Origin of the sequence: Paenibacillus gallinarum, from assembly GCF_014836635.1 — a bacterium.
Taxonomy (GTDB): domain Bacteria; phylum Bacillota; class Bacilli; order Paenibacillales; family Paenibacillaceae; genus Paenibacillus; species Paenibacillus gallinarum.
In genome coordinates, this window is record NZ_JACSQL010000001.1 from 264,504 (window position 1) to 281,942 (window position 17,439).

The 17,439-nt window shown below is 42.6% G+C and carries 18 protein-coding genes; 15 read left to right on the top strand and 3 right to left on the bottom strand.

Annotated features, from left to right (window positions below; all coding sequences use genetic code 11):
• Window positions 1–253: 253 nt before the first annotated feature.
• The 13 genes from mobB (at window position 254) to H9647_RS01335 (ending at window position 13,224) form a co-directional block, all read left to right on the top strand.
• Window positions 254–835, top strand: a complete 582-nt coding sequence (gene mobB, locus H9647_RS01275; protein WP_191797444.1) for a molybdopterin-guanine dinucleotide biosynthesis protein B — start codon at window positions 254–256, stop codon at window positions 833–835.
• 127 nt (window positions 836–962) lie between these two features.
• Entirely contained in the window at window positions 963–4,643 is a 3,681-nt protein-coding gene (locus tag H9647_RS01280; RefSeq protein WP_191797446.1) for a nitrate reductase subunit alpha, read from the top strand.
• The gene (gene narH / locus H9647_RS01285; protein WP_191797448.1) at window positions 4,633–6,105 is read left to right on the top strand and encodes a nitrate reductase subunit beta; all 1,473 of its coding nucleotides are present in this window, start codon (window positions 4,633–4,635) and stop codon (window positions 6,103–6,105) included. Before H9647_RS01280 ends, narH begins: the two co-directional genes overlap by 11 nt.
• A 39-nt stretch (window positions 6,106–6,144) precedes the next feature.
• Entirely contained in the window at window positions 6,145–6,807 is a 663-nt protein-coding gene (narJ, locus tag H9647_RS01290) for a nitrate reductase molybdenum cofactor assembly chaperone (RefSeq protein ID WP_191797449.1), read from the top strand.
• Window positions 6,804–7,484 carry a respiratory nitrate reductase subunit gamma gene (gene narI, locus H9647_RS01295; protein ID WP_191797451.1) on the top strand — a complete coding sequence of 227 codons (681 nt, stop codon included), beginning with the start codon at window positions 6,804–6,806 and terminating at the stop codon, window positions 7,482–7,484. Before narJ ends, narI begins: the two co-directional genes overlap by 4 nt.
• Before the next feature lie 125 nt (window positions 7,485–7,609).
• Window positions 7,610–8,641 (top strand): ThiF family adenylyltransferase, encoded by a 1,032-nt coding sequence (locus H9647_RS01300; RefSeq protein WP_191797453.1) that lies wholly within the window; start codon window positions 7,610–7,612, stop codon window positions 8,639–8,641.
• Between the two features lie 25 nt (window positions 8,642–8,666).
• Window positions 8,667–8,897, top strand: coding sequence for a molybdopterin converting factor subunit 1 (moaD, locus tag H9647_RS01305; RefSeq protein ID WP_191797455.1), 231 nt, complete (start codon window positions 8,667–8,669; stop codon window positions 8,895–8,897).
• Between the two features lie 13 nt (window positions 8,898–8,910).
• Complete coding sequence (moaC, locus tag H9647_RS01310; protein WP_191797457.1) at window positions 8,911–9,396, top strand: cyclic pyranopterin monophosphate synthase MoaC; 486 nt, start codon at window positions 8,911–8,913, stop codon at window positions 9,394–9,396.
• Window positions 9,397–9,423: 27 nt separating this feature from the next.
• On the top strand, window positions 9,424–9,915 hold the full coding sequence (locus tag H9647_RS01315; protein ID WP_191797459.1) for a molybdenum cofactor biosynthesis protein MoaE: 492 nt from the start codon (window positions 9,424–9,426) through the stop codon (window positions 9,913–9,915).
• A gap of 51 nt (window positions 9,916–9,966) precedes the next feature.
• Entirely contained in the window at window positions 9,967–10,977 is a 1,011-nt protein-coding gene (gene moaA, locus H9647_RS01320; RefSeq protein WP_191797461.1) for a GTP 3',8-cyclase MoaA, read from the top strand.
• A 12-nt stretch (window positions 10,978–10,989) separates the two neighbouring features.
• Complete coding sequence (gene modA, locus H9647_RS01325; RefSeq protein ID WP_191797463.1) at window positions 10,990–11,799, top strand: molybdate ABC transporter substrate-binding protein; 810 nt, start codon at window positions 10,990–10,992, stop codon at window positions 11,797–11,799.
• A 2-nt stretch (window positions 11,800–11,801) separates the two neighbouring features.
• Window positions 11,802–12,470, top strand: a complete 669-nt coding sequence (gene modB / locus H9647_RS01330) for a molybdate ABC transporter permease subunit (protein ID WP_191797465.1) — start codon at window positions 11,802–11,804, stop codon at window positions 12,468–12,470.
• A gap of 28 nt (window positions 12,471–12,498) precedes the next feature.
• On the top strand, window positions 12,499–13,224 hold the full coding sequence (locus H9647_RS01335; RefSeq protein ID WP_191797468.1) for a YwiC-like family protein: 726 nt from the start codon (window positions 12,499–12,501) through the stop codon (window positions 13,222–13,224).
• A gap of 200 nt (window positions 13,225–13,424) precedes the next feature.
• Here H9647_RS01335 and H9647_RS01340 read toward each other — a convergent pair whose 3' ends face one another.
• The gene (locus H9647_RS01340; protein WP_191797470.1) at window positions 13,425–13,790 is read right to left on the bottom strand and encodes a DUF4181 domain-containing protein; all 366 of its coding nucleotides are present in this window, start codon (window positions 13,788–13,790) and stop codon (window positions 13,425–13,427) included.
• Window positions 13,791–14,070: 280 nt separating this feature from the next.
• A complete protein-coding gene (locus H9647_RS01345) occupies window positions 14,071–15,087 on the bottom strand; it encodes a phosphotransferase enzyme family protein (protein WP_191797472.1) in 1,017 nt (338 codons plus the stop codon).
• A 381-nt stretch (window positions 15,088–15,468) separates the two neighbouring features.
• Here H9647_RS01345 and H9647_RS01350 point away from each other — a divergent pair, with 381 nt between their 5' ends.
• Complete coding sequence (locus H9647_RS01350; protein ID WP_191797474.1) at window positions 15,469–15,819, top strand: hypothetical protein; 351 nt, start codon at window positions 15,469–15,471, stop codon at window positions 15,817–15,819.
• Window positions 15,820–15,898: 79 nt separating this feature from the next.
• On the top strand, window positions 15,899–16,555 hold the full coding sequence (locus tag H9647_RS01355; protein WP_191797476.1) for a hypothetical protein: 657 nt from the start codon (window positions 15,899–15,901) through the stop codon (window positions 16,553–16,555).
• Window positions 16,556–16,628: 73 nt separating this feature from the next.
• On the opposite strand, the gene H9647_RS01360 is transcribed toward H9647_RS01355, so the two are convergent.
• On the bottom strand, window positions 16,629–17,414 hold the full coding sequence (locus tag H9647_RS01360) for a formate/nitrite transporter family protein (protein ID WP_191797478.1): 786 nt from the start codon (window positions 17,412–17,414) through the stop codon (window positions 16,629–16,631).
• Between the last annotated feature and the right edge of the window lie 25 nt (window positions 17,415–17,439).

Genomic DNA, 17,439 nt, shown 5'->3' on the forward strand with positions numbered 1-17,439 from the left:
CAAGCATGAACCACCGGAAAAATAGTGGATAACTTTATGTACAGGTGCCGTTCATGCAAAAATATCCTGTAGGACATTGGCTGTGGAGCTTAGGCGCTTCACAGCCATTTTCCGCATTACAGCCGTTCTGGTATGGGGGAGTTCCCTATGTCCTTGTGTGGAGTATGATCTCATGAGCTAACAGAAAGGGTATCTGCCAGAACATGATGATATGATGATATAAGACGTAATCAAAGAATATGGAGGTGCTGCTGTGTTATCAGGAATGAAACAAGAAGAGGTGCGAAGCATAGGCAGTCTGCCTGTACTACAGGTGATCGGCTATAAGAATAGCGGCAAAACCACCTTATGCTGCAAGCTAATTGCAGCGCTAACGGCAAAAGGAGTTCGTGTTGGTTCAGCTAAGCGTGATGCACATACCTTTGAGCTGGACGATGCGGGAACGGATAGTTCCAAACATCTGGCCAGCGGAGCGGTAGAGACCGTACTTACATCGAAGACAGCGACTCGCATGATGCGAGAATCGGAGACATCTTTAGATCAAATTGCGGAGCAAATGAAGGAAAGAGTCGACCTTTTGCTTGCAGAAGGCTTCAAAACGGCCCCTTATCCAAAAATCGCACTGCTTCGTGATCAAAACGATATGGAAAGTTTGCTGAGACAAGCTTCTAATATCAAGCTATTCCTTAGCTGGCAGGATTCTCTCGTCTTAGAAGGAATCCAGTGGCAGCGAGAAAACGGCTATGCAGAGATTCCGATCATTTTCATGAATAACGAAACGACTGTCCTTCAGCACTCTATTTCCCTCGCATTATCTCTTTTATCACAGAAATGAGTCAACCTCGCATTCAGTACATGAACATCGGGGAATCCCTACCTTGGAATGGGGGAGTTCCCCCCTCTTAATCACCCTAACCTTGCGTATACAATAGAAGTATCAAAATGCGCAAGGAGCTGGAAAGATGAATAAAACCAATCCTCTATTACAAAGATTAAAATTTTTCCGTAAGCGCGAAAAGAACTCGGAAGGATGGAGTGAAGTTACTGTTGCCGACCGTTCTTCTGAAGAAATGTATCGCAATCGTTGGCAGCATGACAAAGTTGTACGTTCAACACATGGCGTCAACTGTACAGGTTCTTGCAGCTGGAAAATTTTTGTTAAAGACGGCATTGTTACTTGGGAAACACAACAAACAGATTATCCTACGACTGGGCCGGATATGCCGGAATTTGAACCTCGCGGTTGTCCGCGTGGAGCAAGCTTTTCCTGGTATCTCTATAGTCCACTGCGTGTGAAATATCCATACATTCGTGGTAAATTGCTTGAACTATGGAGAGAAGCAAAACGCGAACATCAAGATCCTGTGAAAGCATGGAATTCGATTGTTGCAGATAAGAACAAAAAATTAATATATAAATCAGCACGTGGTAAAGGTGGAATGGTCCGCGCAACCTGGGATGAAGTATCCGAGATCATTTCTGCTTCCATGCTACACACCATTAAACAAAACGGACCAGACCGTATCATTGGATTTTCTCCAATCCCTGCGATGTCCATGGTGAGTTATGCAGCAGGATCTCGTTTCCTTTCTCTTGTGGGATCACCGCTGCTTAGTTTCTATGACTGGTATGCGGATCTGCCTCCGGCATCACCGCAAATTTGGGGTGATCAAACGGATGTTCCTGAAAGTAGTGACTGGTACAATTCCAGCTATTTGCTAGTATGGGGTTCAAACCTGCCTATGACGAGAACACCGGATGCTCACTTCATGACAGAAGCACGGTACCGTGGAACGAAAGTGGTATCCATTAGTCCGGACTACGCGGAATTTGTAAGATTCGCAGATAAGTGGCTCCCAGCAAAACAAGGAACGGACGGAGCACTAGCGATGGCAATGGGCCACGTTATTTTAAATGAGTTCTATGTGAAACAAAGCACACCTTATTTCAATGAATATTCCAAAAAATATACAGATTTCCCATTCCTCGTCATGTTGGATGAGAAAGACGGCGCCTTTACGGCAAATCGCTTCCTCACTGCCAAAGATCTTGGTGTGGATACCAATAATGCAGAGTGGAAAACCGTACTGATCGATGAAAATTCAGGCGAGCTTCGCATCCCGAACGGAACCATCGGTTCACGCTGGGGAGAAGAAGGAAAATGGAACCTCGAAATGGTGGATACCATTACTGGGGAAGAAATTTCTCCACAGCTTGGGCTCGGAACATCGGCTGATGGTCAACTGACAATTAAGTTCCCTTACTTTGACGACGAAGGAAATACCGTTGTTACTCGTAACATTCCATACCGTACGATCACGACTCTAAATGGGGAAACCTACCGAGTAACTAGCGTATTTGATCTTATGCTTGCCCACTACGGTGTTGATGCCGTAAACGGAAGCAATTACGATGATGCGAACACGGTATATTCACCTGCATGGCAAGAACAGATTACAGGCGTAGATCGTGAATCTGTGATTCAAATTGCGCGTGAATTCGCTCAGAATGCAGTGGATAGTAAAGGTCGTTCCATGATTATCGTGGGTGCCGGTATTAACCACTGGTACAACTCCGATACCATCTATCGCAGTGTGCTGAACCTTGTGTTAATGACAGGCTGCCAAGGTGTGAATGGCGGAGGCTGGGCGCATTATGTTGGACAAGAAAAACTTCGTCCTGCAGAAGGCTGGGCTAATGTTGCGTTTGCACGTGACTGGACGATGCCGCCGCGCCAGCAAAATGGTACATCTTTCTTCTATTTTGCTACGAATCAATGGAGATTTGAATCGAATCCAGTAGATGGACATACATCTGCGCTGGTAGATGGAGCACGTTATTCTCATTATGCGGATTACAACGTAATGGCTGCTCGTCTAGGATGGCTGCCTTCGTATCCGCAATTTAATAAAAACTCGATTGAAGTTGCGAAAGAAGCGTCCGAGCAAGGTCACAATACACCGGAAGGTGTAGCAAGTTATGTTGCACAGCAGCTGAAAGATCGTAAAATGCAGTTTGCAATTGAAGATCCAGATGCAGAAGTAAACCATCCAAAAGTCATGTTTGTATGGCGTGCGAACCTGATCTCAAGTTCAGGTAAAGGACATGAATACTTCCTGAAATATTTACTTGGAGCACACAACGGACTGCTGAATGATGATTCGGAGACGATTCGTCCGAAAGAAATCAAATGGCATGACAAAGCAGCGGAAGGAAAACTCGACTTGATGGTAGACATCGATTTCCGCATGTCCGGAACAGCTGTTTATTCTGATATCGTGCTTCCTGCAGCAACTTGGTATGAGAAGAGCGATCTGTCTTCTACAGATATGCATCCGTTCATCCATCCATTTAACCCGGCTGTAGCGCCGCTATGGGAATCCAAGTCTGACTGGGAGACATTTAAGACGATTGCCAAAACATTCTCTGAAATGGCAGAAAACCAGTTCACAGAACCGCAGCGTGATCTTGTAGCTGTTCCGCTTCAGCATGATACACCAGATGAATTGTCTCAGCCTTTCGGCCGAATTTTGGATTGGAGCAAAGGTGAGATCGACGCAATTCCTGGAAAAACAATGCCGAAGTTTGTGGTAGTAGAACGGGATTATGCTTCTGTGTATAAGAAAATGACGGCACTTGGACCTAATATCAAAGATAAACCTTACGGTATTAAGGGCATTAACTGGTCTGCAGCAGAAGAATATGAACTTATGAAAAAAGTGAATGGCGTAGTGGAAGAGCCTGGTATTAGCGAAGGATGTCCGAAACTCGTAACAGACCGGCATATGGCGGAAGCCATCCTGTCCTTGTCCACGACAAGTAACGGTAAAATGGCGGTTAGAGCTTGGGAATCACTAGAGCAAAAAACAGCCCTTAAACTGAAAGATCTGGCGGAAGACCGGATGGAAGAACGGTTTACTTTTAATGAAATTACAACGCAGCCAAAAACCGTAATCACTTCACCTGCTTTCAGTGGTTCTGAACAACATGGTCGTCGTTATTCACCATTTACAACGAATGTAGAGCGCCTGATTCCTTATCGTACGCTTACAGGACGTCAGCATTACTTCCTCGATCATGAAATGTTGACTGAGTTCGGTGAAAACATGGCGATTTATAAACCAACGATGAAACATGCACCTTTCCATACCAATAAAAAACGTCCAGCGACGAAAGGGAAAGAAATTGTACTGAACTTCATGACACCGCATAGTAAATGGTCTATTCACAGTATGTATTTTGATTCTCTGCCAATGCTCACATTGTTCCGAGGAGGACCAACAATTTGGGTCAATAAAGACGATGCAGCAGACGCAGATATTAAAGATAACGACTGGATTGAGTGCTTCAACCAAAATGGTGCGGTCGTTGCTCGTGCCGTTGTCACGCACCGTATGCCTCGCGGAATGGCTTACATGCACCATGCGCAGGACCGCACAATTAACGTGCCTGCAACGGATGTGACTACGACACGCGGTGGTACACACAACAGTCCAACACGGATTCACGTGAAACCAACGCACATGATTGGCGGCTATGCCCAACTGAGCTACGGATTTAACTACTATGGCCCTACAGGAAACCAACGGGATCTGTATGTTGTGATCCGCAAACTTGAGGAGGTGAACTGGCTTGAAGATTAAAGCGCAAATCGGAATGGTCATGAACTTAGATAAATGTATTGGATGTCATACCTGCTCGGTCACTTGTAAGAACACATGGACAAACCGTAAAGGTGCCGAATACATGTGGTTTAACAATGTAGAGACAAAGCCAGGTATTGGATATCCAAAACAATGGGAGAACCAAGATAAATATAAAGGCGGTTGGGAACTGAAAAAAGACGGCAAGCTTGAACTTCGTTCAGGCAGCCGTGCGAATCGCCTGAAAAATATTTTCCATAACCCAGATCAACCAACAATCGATGATTACTACGAGCCATGGGACTATGATTATGAGAAACTTCAGCAGAGTCCTGAGCTTAAACACCAGCCAGTAGCACGTCCAAAATCGCAGATCACTGGTGAATATATGAACCTCGAGTGGGGACCAAACTGGGAAGATGATCTAGCCGGCGTACATGAGTCAGGCTATGAAGATCCGAATATGAAGGGGATCGAAGAATCCGTTCGTATGGAGTTTGAACAGGTATTTATGATGTACTTGCCACGTATTTGTGAGCACTGCATTAACCCAGCCTGCGTATCCAGCTGTCCTTCCGGAGCGATGTACAAACGGGAAGAAGATGGAATCGTTCTGGTTGATCAGAATGCTTGCCGTTCCTGGAGATTCTGTGTATCGAGCTGTCCATATAAGAAAGTGTACTTCAACTGGCAAACGAACAAAGCGGAGAAATGTACACTTTGCTTCCCGCGGCTCGAGCAAGGACTGCCTACGATTTGCTCTGAAACTTGCGTAGGAAGAATCCGTTACCTGGGCGTTATGCTGTATGATGCGGATAAAGTGGAAGCAGCAGCTTCGGTTGCAAACGAGCAAGATCTGTATGAATCACAGCTTGATGTATTCCTGGATCCGAATGATCCTGAAGTCATTGCTGCAGCGCGAGCAGCGAATATTCCAGAAGACTGGATTGAGCATGCACAGCGTTCACCGATCTACAAGATGGTAGTCGACTGGAAGATTGCACTTCCGCTTCATCCGGAATACCGGACACTGCCAATGGTATGGTATGTACCGCCGCTCAGCCCAATCACGAACATGGTGGAAGGTAAAGGCGCATCGGCAACACCAGAAGATATTTTTCCGGCAATTGATGACATGCGTATTCCTGTTCAGTATCTGGCAAACTTACTGACTGCTGGAGATACAGATGTGGTTACGAATGTGCTGAAAAAGATGGCGGTTATGCGTTCACATATGCGTTCTCGTAACTTAAACAAAACACCTGATCTTGACATACTGAAACAATTTGGTATGACGGAAAAAGATACAGAAGAAATGTACCGTTTACTTGCAATTGCGAAATATGAAGATCGGTTTGTCATTCCTTCCGCGCACCGAGAGGAGTTCGCAGATCTCTATTCCGAACAAGGAAATTGCGGGTTCACGAATATGATGGGCGGACCTGGACCTTGTGGCGGGTGAGTCTTACGTTTCCATCGAATCGAAAAGGAGTGATCGGATATGAAAGAGATAACGCTGCGTTCAAGCTGGATGCTCTTCTCACAGCTATTGCAATACCCGGATGCAACATGGCAAGAAACGTCAGATGACATGTATGTTGATTGGTGCCATTTGATTCAGGAAGAGAACGAAGATGTGAGAGATACACTGCAAACCTTAGCTGGAGACTGTATTGCCTCCTTTGCTGGTATGGATGCAGAGGCAATTACATCCGCCTATGTGAAGACTTTTGATTTTAATAAGAAATCAAATTTGTATCTAACTTATGGACAACTGGGTGAAGATCGGGAACGTGGTCCTGCCTTGCTGCGTTTGAAGCAGCTGTATGAAGAAGAGGACATGATCATGGATACCGATGAGTTACCTGATTTTCTGCCGCTGGTGCTTGAATACGTGGCTGTTGCACAAATGGACAGAGGTATAGGGCTTTTAGTCTCTTTCCGTAAAGCACTCGAACAGCTGAAATCAGCACTAGATAAGCAAAATAGTCCTTATCGATATGTTATGGATGCCATACTGTGGATACTTGATGATTCGGGTATCACGGAAGGGTTAATCGAAATATCAGCTCCGGCTGCATGCGGAAGCATACCTTCTGCACAAGGCTGCGGTCCGATGTGGGCCGCTGCCGGATATGGACAAGTTAAGGAGGGAACCTCATGACTTGGGGAAGTCAATTTTTCTGGGTGATTTATCCCTATATCATACTCATCTTGTTTTTGGTGGGTCTTTATTATCGCTATCAAACAGATCAGTTTGGCTGGACAGCGAAATCGAGTGAGCTCTTAGAGAAGAAGAAGCTGCGCCTTGGAAGTAACCTGTTCCACATTGGAATTATCCTTGTCTTCTTTGGTCATGTAGGTGGTATTCTTATCCCTAAATCTTGGCTTTCAGCACTCGGAGTTTCAGATCATCTTTATCATTTAATGGCACTTTCGATTGGAACGATTGCAGGACTTATAACGCTGATCGGTTGTATTATTCTTGTTGTTCGCCGTCTATCCGATGTTCGTATTCGGAGAACTAGCAGCTTTGGAGATATGTTATCCATCATTCTCCTTACCCTCATTGTCGTTGTTGGCATGAGTGCTACTCTATTCAATATGGCGGGCAGCGGAGAGTTTGACTACCGGGAGACCATTGGTCCATGGCTTAGAGGGGTGCTCATCTTTAGACCGGATGCTTCACTCATGAGCGAGGTGCCTCTCATTTTCCAAATTCATGTAGTTCTAGGACTATCGTTATTTGCCGTTTTCCCTTTTACAAGACTTGTGCATATGCTCAGCATGCCTATCAAATATTTGAGACGCAGCTATGTAGTGTATCGCAAACGGGGTTAATAGGGTTTTCTAAATATTATATATAGATATCATATGATTCGGATGTATTGAAAAAGGGCATGGTCCGCTTAGCGGAATCCATGCCGCTTTTTTCTAAACAGGAGATAGAGGAAGGAGGAGATCGTGTGAATCAGGGTCGCTATAGCAGACAGGAGAATTTTCAGCCTATTGGTTTACAGGGGCAGCAGCTTCTCTCTGATGCGCATGTGCTCATTATCGGTGCAGGTGCGCTTGGTTCAGGGAATGCGGAAATACTTGCTCGTTCAGGAATAGGAACGATCACAATCATTGATCGCGATGTGGTGGAATGGAGCAATCTGCAGCGCCAATCCTTATATTCTGAACAAGACGTAACTGAGCAGCTTCCTAAAGCGATTGCAGCAGCGAATCGATTAAAGGAAATTAATTCGGATATTCGTGTGAACCCCTATGTAATGGATTGTTCGGCACTGGACCTTCAGAACATACTAGAGAATCACAACATCGATTTAATTCTTGATGCAACCGATCATTTTCCTATCCGTTATATGATCAATGATATATCCTATCGCTATCAAATCCCCTGGATTTATGGAGCTTGCTCCGGTAGTTTTGGTGCGGTGTATAACTTTATCCCTGGAAAAACACCTTGTCTTCATTGCTTACTGAAGCGCATGCCTTTTGGTTCTGCTTCTTGTGACATTGAAGGGATTATTGCGCCCGCCGTACAAAGGGTGGTTTCTACGCAATCTGCCGAAGCGCTCAAATGGCTAACCGGTAACAAAAGTAAGATGTCTGATCGTTTTATGGTTTTTGATCTGTGGACGAATATGTCACAGGCGATCCGCATTCATGATGAGGCAGGGCATCGAACATGCCAAACCTGTGGAGCCGAGCCGACTTATCCATACCTGGGGTATGATACAGAGATAAAAACAGAGGTACTATGTGGCCGAAGCTCTGTCTGGGTCCGTTATCCGAGAGAAGAATTACTTGATCTAGAAGGTGTTGCTAAGCGTGCAATGGGGAAAGATACTGGCGTAAGAGTGACCCCTCACCTTATTCAGATCGAAGAAGAGAATTTCAGGCTTGTTATTTTTCAAGATGGACGGGCACTCATTCATGGCACCTCGGATCCTGTAGAAGCTAAGAAACTGTATCAGCGATATGTGATGTGACTTCATGTAAAGAAGGTGATCTTTTATGAAAATATTATGTTTTGCGCATTTAAGTGAGCAATTAGGAACTCATGAATTGGACTTAGATCTGGGTTCGACCACAGTTGCTGACTTTCGATTAGAGATGAAAAGACGTTACCCTGAGCTATTACTTGATCACGTGATGATCGCAGTAAACGAACAATTCGCAGATGACCAAGATCAGATTGGTCCTAACGATACGGTAGCTTTGCTTCCGCCCGTTAGCGGCGGGTAAGGAGTACATGCTGATGAGTAATGATAAACTAACCCATTTTAATGAACAAGGCCGGGCTCATATGGTTGATGTTACGGATAAAAAAGAAACGAAACGGATCGCTGTTGTGAGAAGCCAGATCCAAATGCAGCCGGAAACCTTAAGAAGAATTAAGGAAGGTTCCATGGAAAAGGGCGATGTCCTTGCTGTAGCCCAAATTGCCGGCATCATGGCAGCAAAAAAGACATCCGATATGATTCCCATGTGTCATCCCATCCCGCTGACAGGGATTGATATTACCTTTGAATTCGTGAGCGAAGAGATCTTAGCTTTTGAAGTGACAGTGAAGACAACCGGCGTAACAGGTGTTGAGATGGAAGCTTTAACGGCAGCTCAAACCGTAGGATTAACGATATATGATATGTGTAAAGCAATAGATAAAGGGATGATTCTCGGACCTACTTATCTAGCGCGCAAGCAAGGCGGAAAAAGCGGTGATTACCAACGTCAAAATCCATGAGATCTACGGAAGAAAAGGAGGCCGAAAGTGGACAGTTCATTATTCCTGATCACGGATCAACCTATTGAAGCAGACGAAGTGATTAGTAAAGTAAAGCGGAGGGAAGCAGGAGCAATCACCCTGTTTTTAGGTACAGTACGAGAACTTACCTTTGGTAAACGAACCTTATATCTGGAATACGAAGCTTATCCCTCTATGGCAGTTAAACAATTAGAAAGCATTGGTGAGGAAGTACGCGCGCGCTGGGCAGATACATGTGTAGCTATCACCCACCGTATAGGCAGGCTTGAAATTTCTGATGTTGCCGTTGCAATTGCGGTCTCTTCTCCCCACCGAAAAGTGGCTTATGAAGCGAATGAATATATCATTGAACGGATTAAACAAATTGTACCGATCTGGAAAAAAGAATACGGCGAAGATGGTTCGGAGTGGATTGGAGATCAATTAAACCAAGTCACCTATCCAGAAGGTCGTCCATTACTTCATGATCTATCCAAAGAAGAAACGGATCATGCATAAGTAACTTGGTTACAAACCACCCTATTTTAAAAGAAAGGAGATGATGACCGGATGACAGTACCTCGTCTCGTAGATTCGTTTGGCCGAAAGCATGAATACTTACGAATATCAGTGACAGACCGCTGTAATTTGCGCTGTGTTTACTGTATGCCGGAAGAAGGAATGGAATTCGAACCTTCCGATAAGATACTTACTTATGATGAGATAGCTGACGTAGTGCGGGTTGTTGCAGGAATGGGAATATCCAAAATCAGACTGACAGGAGGAGAACCCCTTGTCCGAAAAGAACTGGAGAAACTAGTGGATATGATCGCCCATATTCCCGGGATTGAAGATATTGCTCTTACAACGAATGGGATTTTTCTAGGACCTCGTGCAGCGAAGTTAAAAGAAGCAGGCCTGACACGTGTGAATATAAGTTTGGACTCCTTACGCCCAGATCGGTTTAAAATGATTACACGCGGAGGCAACGTTCAAAAGGTACTGGACAGCATTGATACCTGTCTCAAAGTGGGGCTGACTCCCATCAAGCTGAATGTGCTACTCATGAAAGGGATTAATGATGATGAAATCGCTGATTTTATTTCCCTGACGAAAGATCGGGATATCCATGTGCGTTTCATCGAATATATGCCCATCGGACACAGTGATGAACAGTGGAAAAAACTTTACTTGCCACTCAGCACAGTGAAAGAAGTATGCACACAGCAGGAATGGGATTATGAAAGTGTAGGCAATGTAAAGGGGAATGGACCCGCACAGAATTATCGACTGAAAGGTGCCGTTGGCAGTTTTGGTTTGATTCATCCTGTTAGTGAGCATTTCTGTCAGTCTTGCAACCGTCTGCGTCTTACCGCTGATGGGTATATTAAGCCATGTCTAGCATGGACTGAACAGTTCCAAGTCCGAAATGTAATCGGGGATGACGAAGCACTGCGGCATATGTTTCTAGAGGCGATTGGTACGAAGCCCGAACATCATGAAATGTACAAGTTCCTACAGGGTGGACAAGAAACATCCCATACGCCTACCCACCGTAGAATGTCACAAATTGGTGGTTAGGAGGGGGTAAGTATGGGGGTTTTTTCTAAGAAAAATATGAAATATGTTGTTCTTTTTTTCACAATTTTTCTGCTATTATTGGGATGTGGGAATCAACAGGCTGAGAAGCAGACAGATGGTAAAGAAATAGAGATTACGGTTTCTGCCGCAGCGAGTCTAACCGATGCTCTGCAAGAAATTCAAGATAACTATAGAGCGGAAAACTCCAATGTTACGATCTATTTTAACTTCGGTGGATCGGGAGCATTGCAGCAGCAGATTGAGCGAGGGGCCCCAGTTGATCTGTTTATTTCTGCATCCAAATCCTATATAGAAGCTCTTGCTCAGCAAGGAATAATTGCAGAGGACGAGCAGACTACCTTGCTGACGAATGAACTTACTGTGATTACCGCAGCGGATGACAAGACAACGATTCGAGATGTGAACGATTTGCTAAGAACGGAAGTTAGCAGTATAGCCATTGGGATTCCTGAAACCGTGCCAGCTGGTAAGTATGCGAAAGAAGCGCTTCAGCATGGAAACGTATGGGATGATGTAGAGTCCAAAATTATTCAAGCGAAAGATGTGCGTCAGGTTCTGCAATATGTGGAGACGAAAAATGTAGAGGCAGGTTTTGTATACAAGACAGATGCTCTCTCTTCAGATAAAGTAAGAATTGCCTATACGGTGGATCCCTCATTCTATACTCCCATTGAATACCCTGTAGGCGTAATTCATTCTTCAGCAAATAAACAAGAGGTTATGGAATTCTACACTTATTTGCAATCGGAGGAAGCAATGTCTATTTTCAAAAAGTATGGTTTCTCGGCTCCTGGTGAGTAAACATGGATATAGACTTTATGCAGCTATGGAGTCCGATACGCCTCTCACTGCAGGTCGCTGCGATCTCCAGTGTCCTCAGTACCTGTTTTGGTATTTTTTTTGCTTGGCGTATGTCTATTACAAGATTCCCAGGGAAAGTGATCGTCGAGACGATATTCATGCTTCCACTTGTATTGCCTCCGACCGTGATCGGTTTTTTGCTGCTTGTATTTCTGGGTAGGAACAGCTGGGTTGGTGAGCTTATCGAAAGTATATTTTCTACTTCGATTATTTTTTCCTGGGGAGCTGCAGTCATTGCTTCCGTTGTTGTATCTTTCCCGCTGGTGTACCAGACGATGAAGAACGGGTTTGCTGCGATTGATACGAATATTATGGACGCAGCGCGCTCTAGTGGTGCGAATGAATGGCAGTTATTTCGTTATGTTACCTTACCTATAACTCTTCCTTCGGTAATGACCGCTTATATTCTTAGTTTCGCACGCAGTCTTGGGGAGTTCGGTGCAACCCTTATGATTGCCGGAAATATTCCGGGCAAGACACAAACGGTCCCAACGGCCATTTTTGTAGCAGTGGAATCTGGTAATATGACGATGGCCTGGCTCTGGACGATCTCTATCATTCTTATTTCGTTTCTGCTTCTGCTCCTGACGAGAATGAAGAAAACGAGTTGAATAAACAAAAGAAGAGAGGACCATACCGATGAAGCAGAATAAATTGGTGATTCCTCATGAACATGGGGGATGGGCCATGATTAGTGTTCCGTTCTTATTTGGCGTGATGGCAGGGACACCCCGCTTTAGTCACATTCTTTTATTTATAGCGTGGTTGTTCTTATACCTAGCTTCGTATCCTTTATTACAAGCAATAAAAAGAAAAAAACAACGGACGCATTTATTAAAATACGCCGTCATTTATGGTGTAATTGCTATAGCAGCACTCCTATATCCTCTTATTGACAAACCTCAATTATTTTATTTTGGAATCCCATTCCTGATCTTATTAAGTGTGAACATATGGCATGTCAAACAGAAGGCGGAAAGAGCTATTTTGAATGATTTCTGTGCCATTGTGATCTTTTCCTTAGGAGGAGCTGCATCTTACTTGTATGGCGGCGGCACTTGGGATGCAGAGATGCTGACTATTGTGATCTATAACTTAATTTACTTCATGGGAACAGCGCTTTTCGTGAAAACGATATTCCGGGAAAGAGGCAATTCAGCTTGGGAAAAAGCAGCTAAAATCTATCATATATTGATTCTCATCATTCCATTTATATTAAGCCAACCTTGGATGATTTTACCGTTTATTTTCCCGCTCGTGCGTACGTATCTGTTCTCTGGAAAATCAATGAAGCCAATGAAAGCAGGAATTCTGGAGGTGATTGGAGCATTACAATTTATTATGATCTCGTGGTTAGTGTATTGAAGAGGACATTAATTATCATTGAGAAAAAGAGTATAAGTGTAATAATGGCAATAATTAGACGAGAAATAGACCGTTCCGAGAGTGAAGGCGGTCTATTTTTTATACCATAAAAACAGGATCATGGGATTCTATTGTCAAAAAAATGGAGCCACTATTTTAATGCCTCACTCCGTAGATTTAAAATCTTATGTATTTTCTGTCTAATCCTTAAAAGGATAATAATCTATATTATATACAATAAGAAGAACCATTATTAGTAATATAATTGTACTGATATACTGTCTTGATTCCTTTATAAAAATATATTCCATAATTGCCTGAAAACCAAATAAAAATGCCAAATAGGTCATCCAATAAGACATTCTTAGAGTGTCTGATTCGTTAGTAATACCAAACCATTGTGTGATTAAAAACAGTATAAGGGTAGTAATACCACCCCAACGATCTACATTTTTACCAGAGGTTTCTGATAATTTTTTCTTTTCAACCCCAAGTATCTTATTTGATATTCTATCTATCAAGAATAACAAAATAAGCAGACCAATTATAAACAATAATAACTCCACCTAATCCACCCCTTATTATACCTTTCATGTCATTAACAAACAATTCTCTGAGTGTATCACAAGTTTTCGTATCTTGTAATAAACTCTATTTTAATAAATAGAATATATGCTATACAAAATTTCTGTTAACTCATAGTAAAAAACTAATAACCCAATTAAGACGGTAATTGAACTATCTTGCCCAATTGGATAACGAAAAGAGAGCAGTTACCAACTGGCAAGCTGCTCCCTGCTGTGCTCAACTATCGTTTTTTCGTTAGTAAAATGTAATGCTCCTAGGTTAATGAATACTATTATAAATACTTTTAAATTCTTGAACAAAATCAATCGGCAGCATAGGTTCATCAGAAGCGGCTACTCGTTGCAGATCTTTTAACCAGTTCTTTGATTTTTCATCCAAATTTGACACATCGTTTGCTTGATGAAAATAAATATAGAACAATGCATAACGAAGTTTAATAGACTCTTGTAAATATTCTATTTCTTCTTCTTGGATTGTATTTTCCTTTAGATATCCTTTTATAAAATGGCGGAAAAACAATCTATAATATTCCGTTTTATTTTCAAATTCCTTATACGGAAAAAAAAGTGCATAACACAATGTAATCCCAATATCGTTTACGAAATACGTATAACTGCAATCATCGAAATCGAACAAATAAATGTTGCCGTTATGCAGATAAAAATTACTTTGACTAAAGTCACTATGAATCAAACCGTATGTATCTTTGGACTTGGGCAGAGAAGTAAGTTTTGTTAATCTTTCTTTTAGAATTGAAATCATTACATCATCAGGTCGCAGGTACTTCTCCGCCTTTAATTGAACTTCTTGGTCCCAGGCTTGTCGTTTAAACGCCGGATTACTGCATTCATAACCCTTTGTGGAATGATGGATTTTCCCCATAAATTCGCCCCATTTTTCGTAAAGCGATTCATTCCAATCTTCATCCGACACTTCTTTTCCAAGAGCCATTTCGTATGAAATGGCTAGGAACGAACCATTTTCTGCAGCAATTTCTTCAACCATATTACCTCTGGTCGATGGAACAGCATTTGAAACTGCCAGTCCTTTATTCGACAAAAAATTTAAAAATTCAAGTTCACCCAGTATATTATTTCTTGATCTTCTAATTGTATGTGAGATTTTTAATATGAAAAATGCGTTGTTTTTCTGGTATTCATAAACAAAGCTTTCATAACCGCCCAATGAACGAACAGTGTCTTTATTAAGGTCATATCGCTTTATTGCTTCGGTAAGGATCTCTTCAGTGAATTGCTGTTCAATTTCTCGTATCATTTTCTATACCTTCTTTCATTCATAAGTTAAGTAGTTGCAATATTGAAAACGAAATGCTAAGTACAGTAAATGAAAACATCGACAAGAATGCAATTATCCCCAGAATATATGAGATCCGAATTATGCCCAAGTTCATTCCCCTTTGACCTTTCATGGGTCCTCACTCCTAACCTCAAGAATATATCCTTATGTTACCATGTTTGGAACTAACCTGCCGAATAGTTTAATGAGGTATCATTACTTGTATGCCTGTAAAACTCAGGGCTTCCATCTCATAGCAGCGGTAAAATGATCTGCCCTGCAGGGATTTAACTTCCCTGTCCGGCTTGGTACAATCTACATCGATAACGATGCGGATCTCCGCGGGGCAGAAAGGAGGGCATGATGAGCAATTTAAACGATATCATGGTAGAAACTTACGTTAGAATAGTCTTAGTTACATTAATATCTTTAGTTGTTGTATACTACGCATATCTATTGGGACAAGCAAGAGATAGATTAAAGCAAGCCTACAAGAACCCGACTGATCAAAGTATGGAACGCATTGCACTTCTTAAGCAAAAGCTCGTTCCCACGGTATGTTATTTACTAGGTATGCTTACCTTCGGGGTACTTTATCTCGTAGGAATTAATCTTGTAGTTATGTCTTATGTGCTCGTCATCTTCAATGTTATTGTTGCTTTTCTTGGCGACAAAAGGTTTTTGTCAAAAGCAGAATTCAAGAATAAATAAGAATATTACCTTATACAAAATGACTTCATCTAACAATCGATTTACACATCAGATATGATGTGGAGAGGGAGTGTCTTCCGTGGAAATGAAAGATGAGAAAGGAAATGTACTAGGTATACTAGAGATTGACTCGCTTAACAGGAACAACGTGATGGAGACCATTATTAAGGAACTAAAGCCTGGTATGGGTAAGGGGATTTATATCGCAGATGCTGGTGAAAAAAAGATTAGCCAACAAACGAATTATAAAGCAGTAGAATGGAATGCAGGTCTTACTGCTTTAAGAGAAAAAGCCTCTCCGTGGGAACTTTCATTTCCTATGGATGCGGAAATTGAGAATATTCAGGTGTACTATGGATTTGATAATTTAACCAACCAAGAAATAGATGAGATGATAGAGGAAAGCAGAAGAACGGGCAAGCACGTAGTGCTGCGAGATCTGAGGCCAAATCATACATTAGTCGGTTTAAGCCTCACTTACAACAAGAGGGGTCAGAACTTTGAGTTTCGAATATTTGGAACTACAAAAAGCCGAATTCAATTATCCGATATAGAGGATTATACCTATGAAAATGTACAGATACGAGGGAATGAGGCTGTATACATTGGAAATGATGAGAAACAACAATTGATCTGGATTGAAATGGACTCACGTGGCAAGGCGCTGCAATATGAGATTGGAACGGAAGGTAGTGACCGGGATTGGGTCATATCTATTGCTGAGACTTTGTTATAGAAAAAGCCCCTTTGTGCGCTGCACTTCAGGCCGGATGGACCGTGCCGAAGTGAATCACAAAGGGGTTATCTTTTTATTGTTTTTTCGATTTTGCCGAACTCATAAACCAGTAGGCCATACCTACAAAAACGGAGCCGCCAACGATATTCCCAAGGGTAACAGGAATCATATTATGCAGCCATCCTGCAAATGTAATCGTTTCTGGATGCCCAGGCAGTATAAGAGCAATGGTCATGAGTGACATGTTGGCTACACTATGCTCGAATCCTGCCGCAATAAATGCGTACAGCATCCACCAGATGAGAATAAGTTTCGCTGTATCTTCTTTCGTTCTCATCGATGTCCATATAGCCAAGCATACGAGCCAGTTACATAAAATGCCGCGGAAAAACAATTGGTCGATAGGCATGGTCATTTTTCCTGCAGCGGCTGTAAAGAGCAGGTGATCTGGCGGGATTTTTCCGAACACACCAGATCCATAGATCAGAAGGCAAAGTACGACAGCACCAAGCAAGTTGCCGAAGAAGACGATTGCCCAATTCTTAAATGTAAAAGCCCAAGATGTTTGCTTCGATAAACTGCTTACCGTGAAGAGCATATTATTACCCGTAAATAATTCAGAACCTGCAAAGATAACAAGTGTGAGTGCAATACCGAAGGACATCCCCATGACGAGCTGAACGGCTGGAGAGCCTGCGGCTTTAAATGAACCGCCTACTGTGAAAATAAGCATAATACCAATTCCGACATAAGCCCCTGCAAGCATAGCAGCAATGAAGTAACGTAACAAACTTGTTTGCATAAGCTTTTTTTTCGCTTCTACTGATTGATTAACCAGTTCGATCGTTGATTGGAACATCGTCTTCCCCTGCCTTATCAATGGT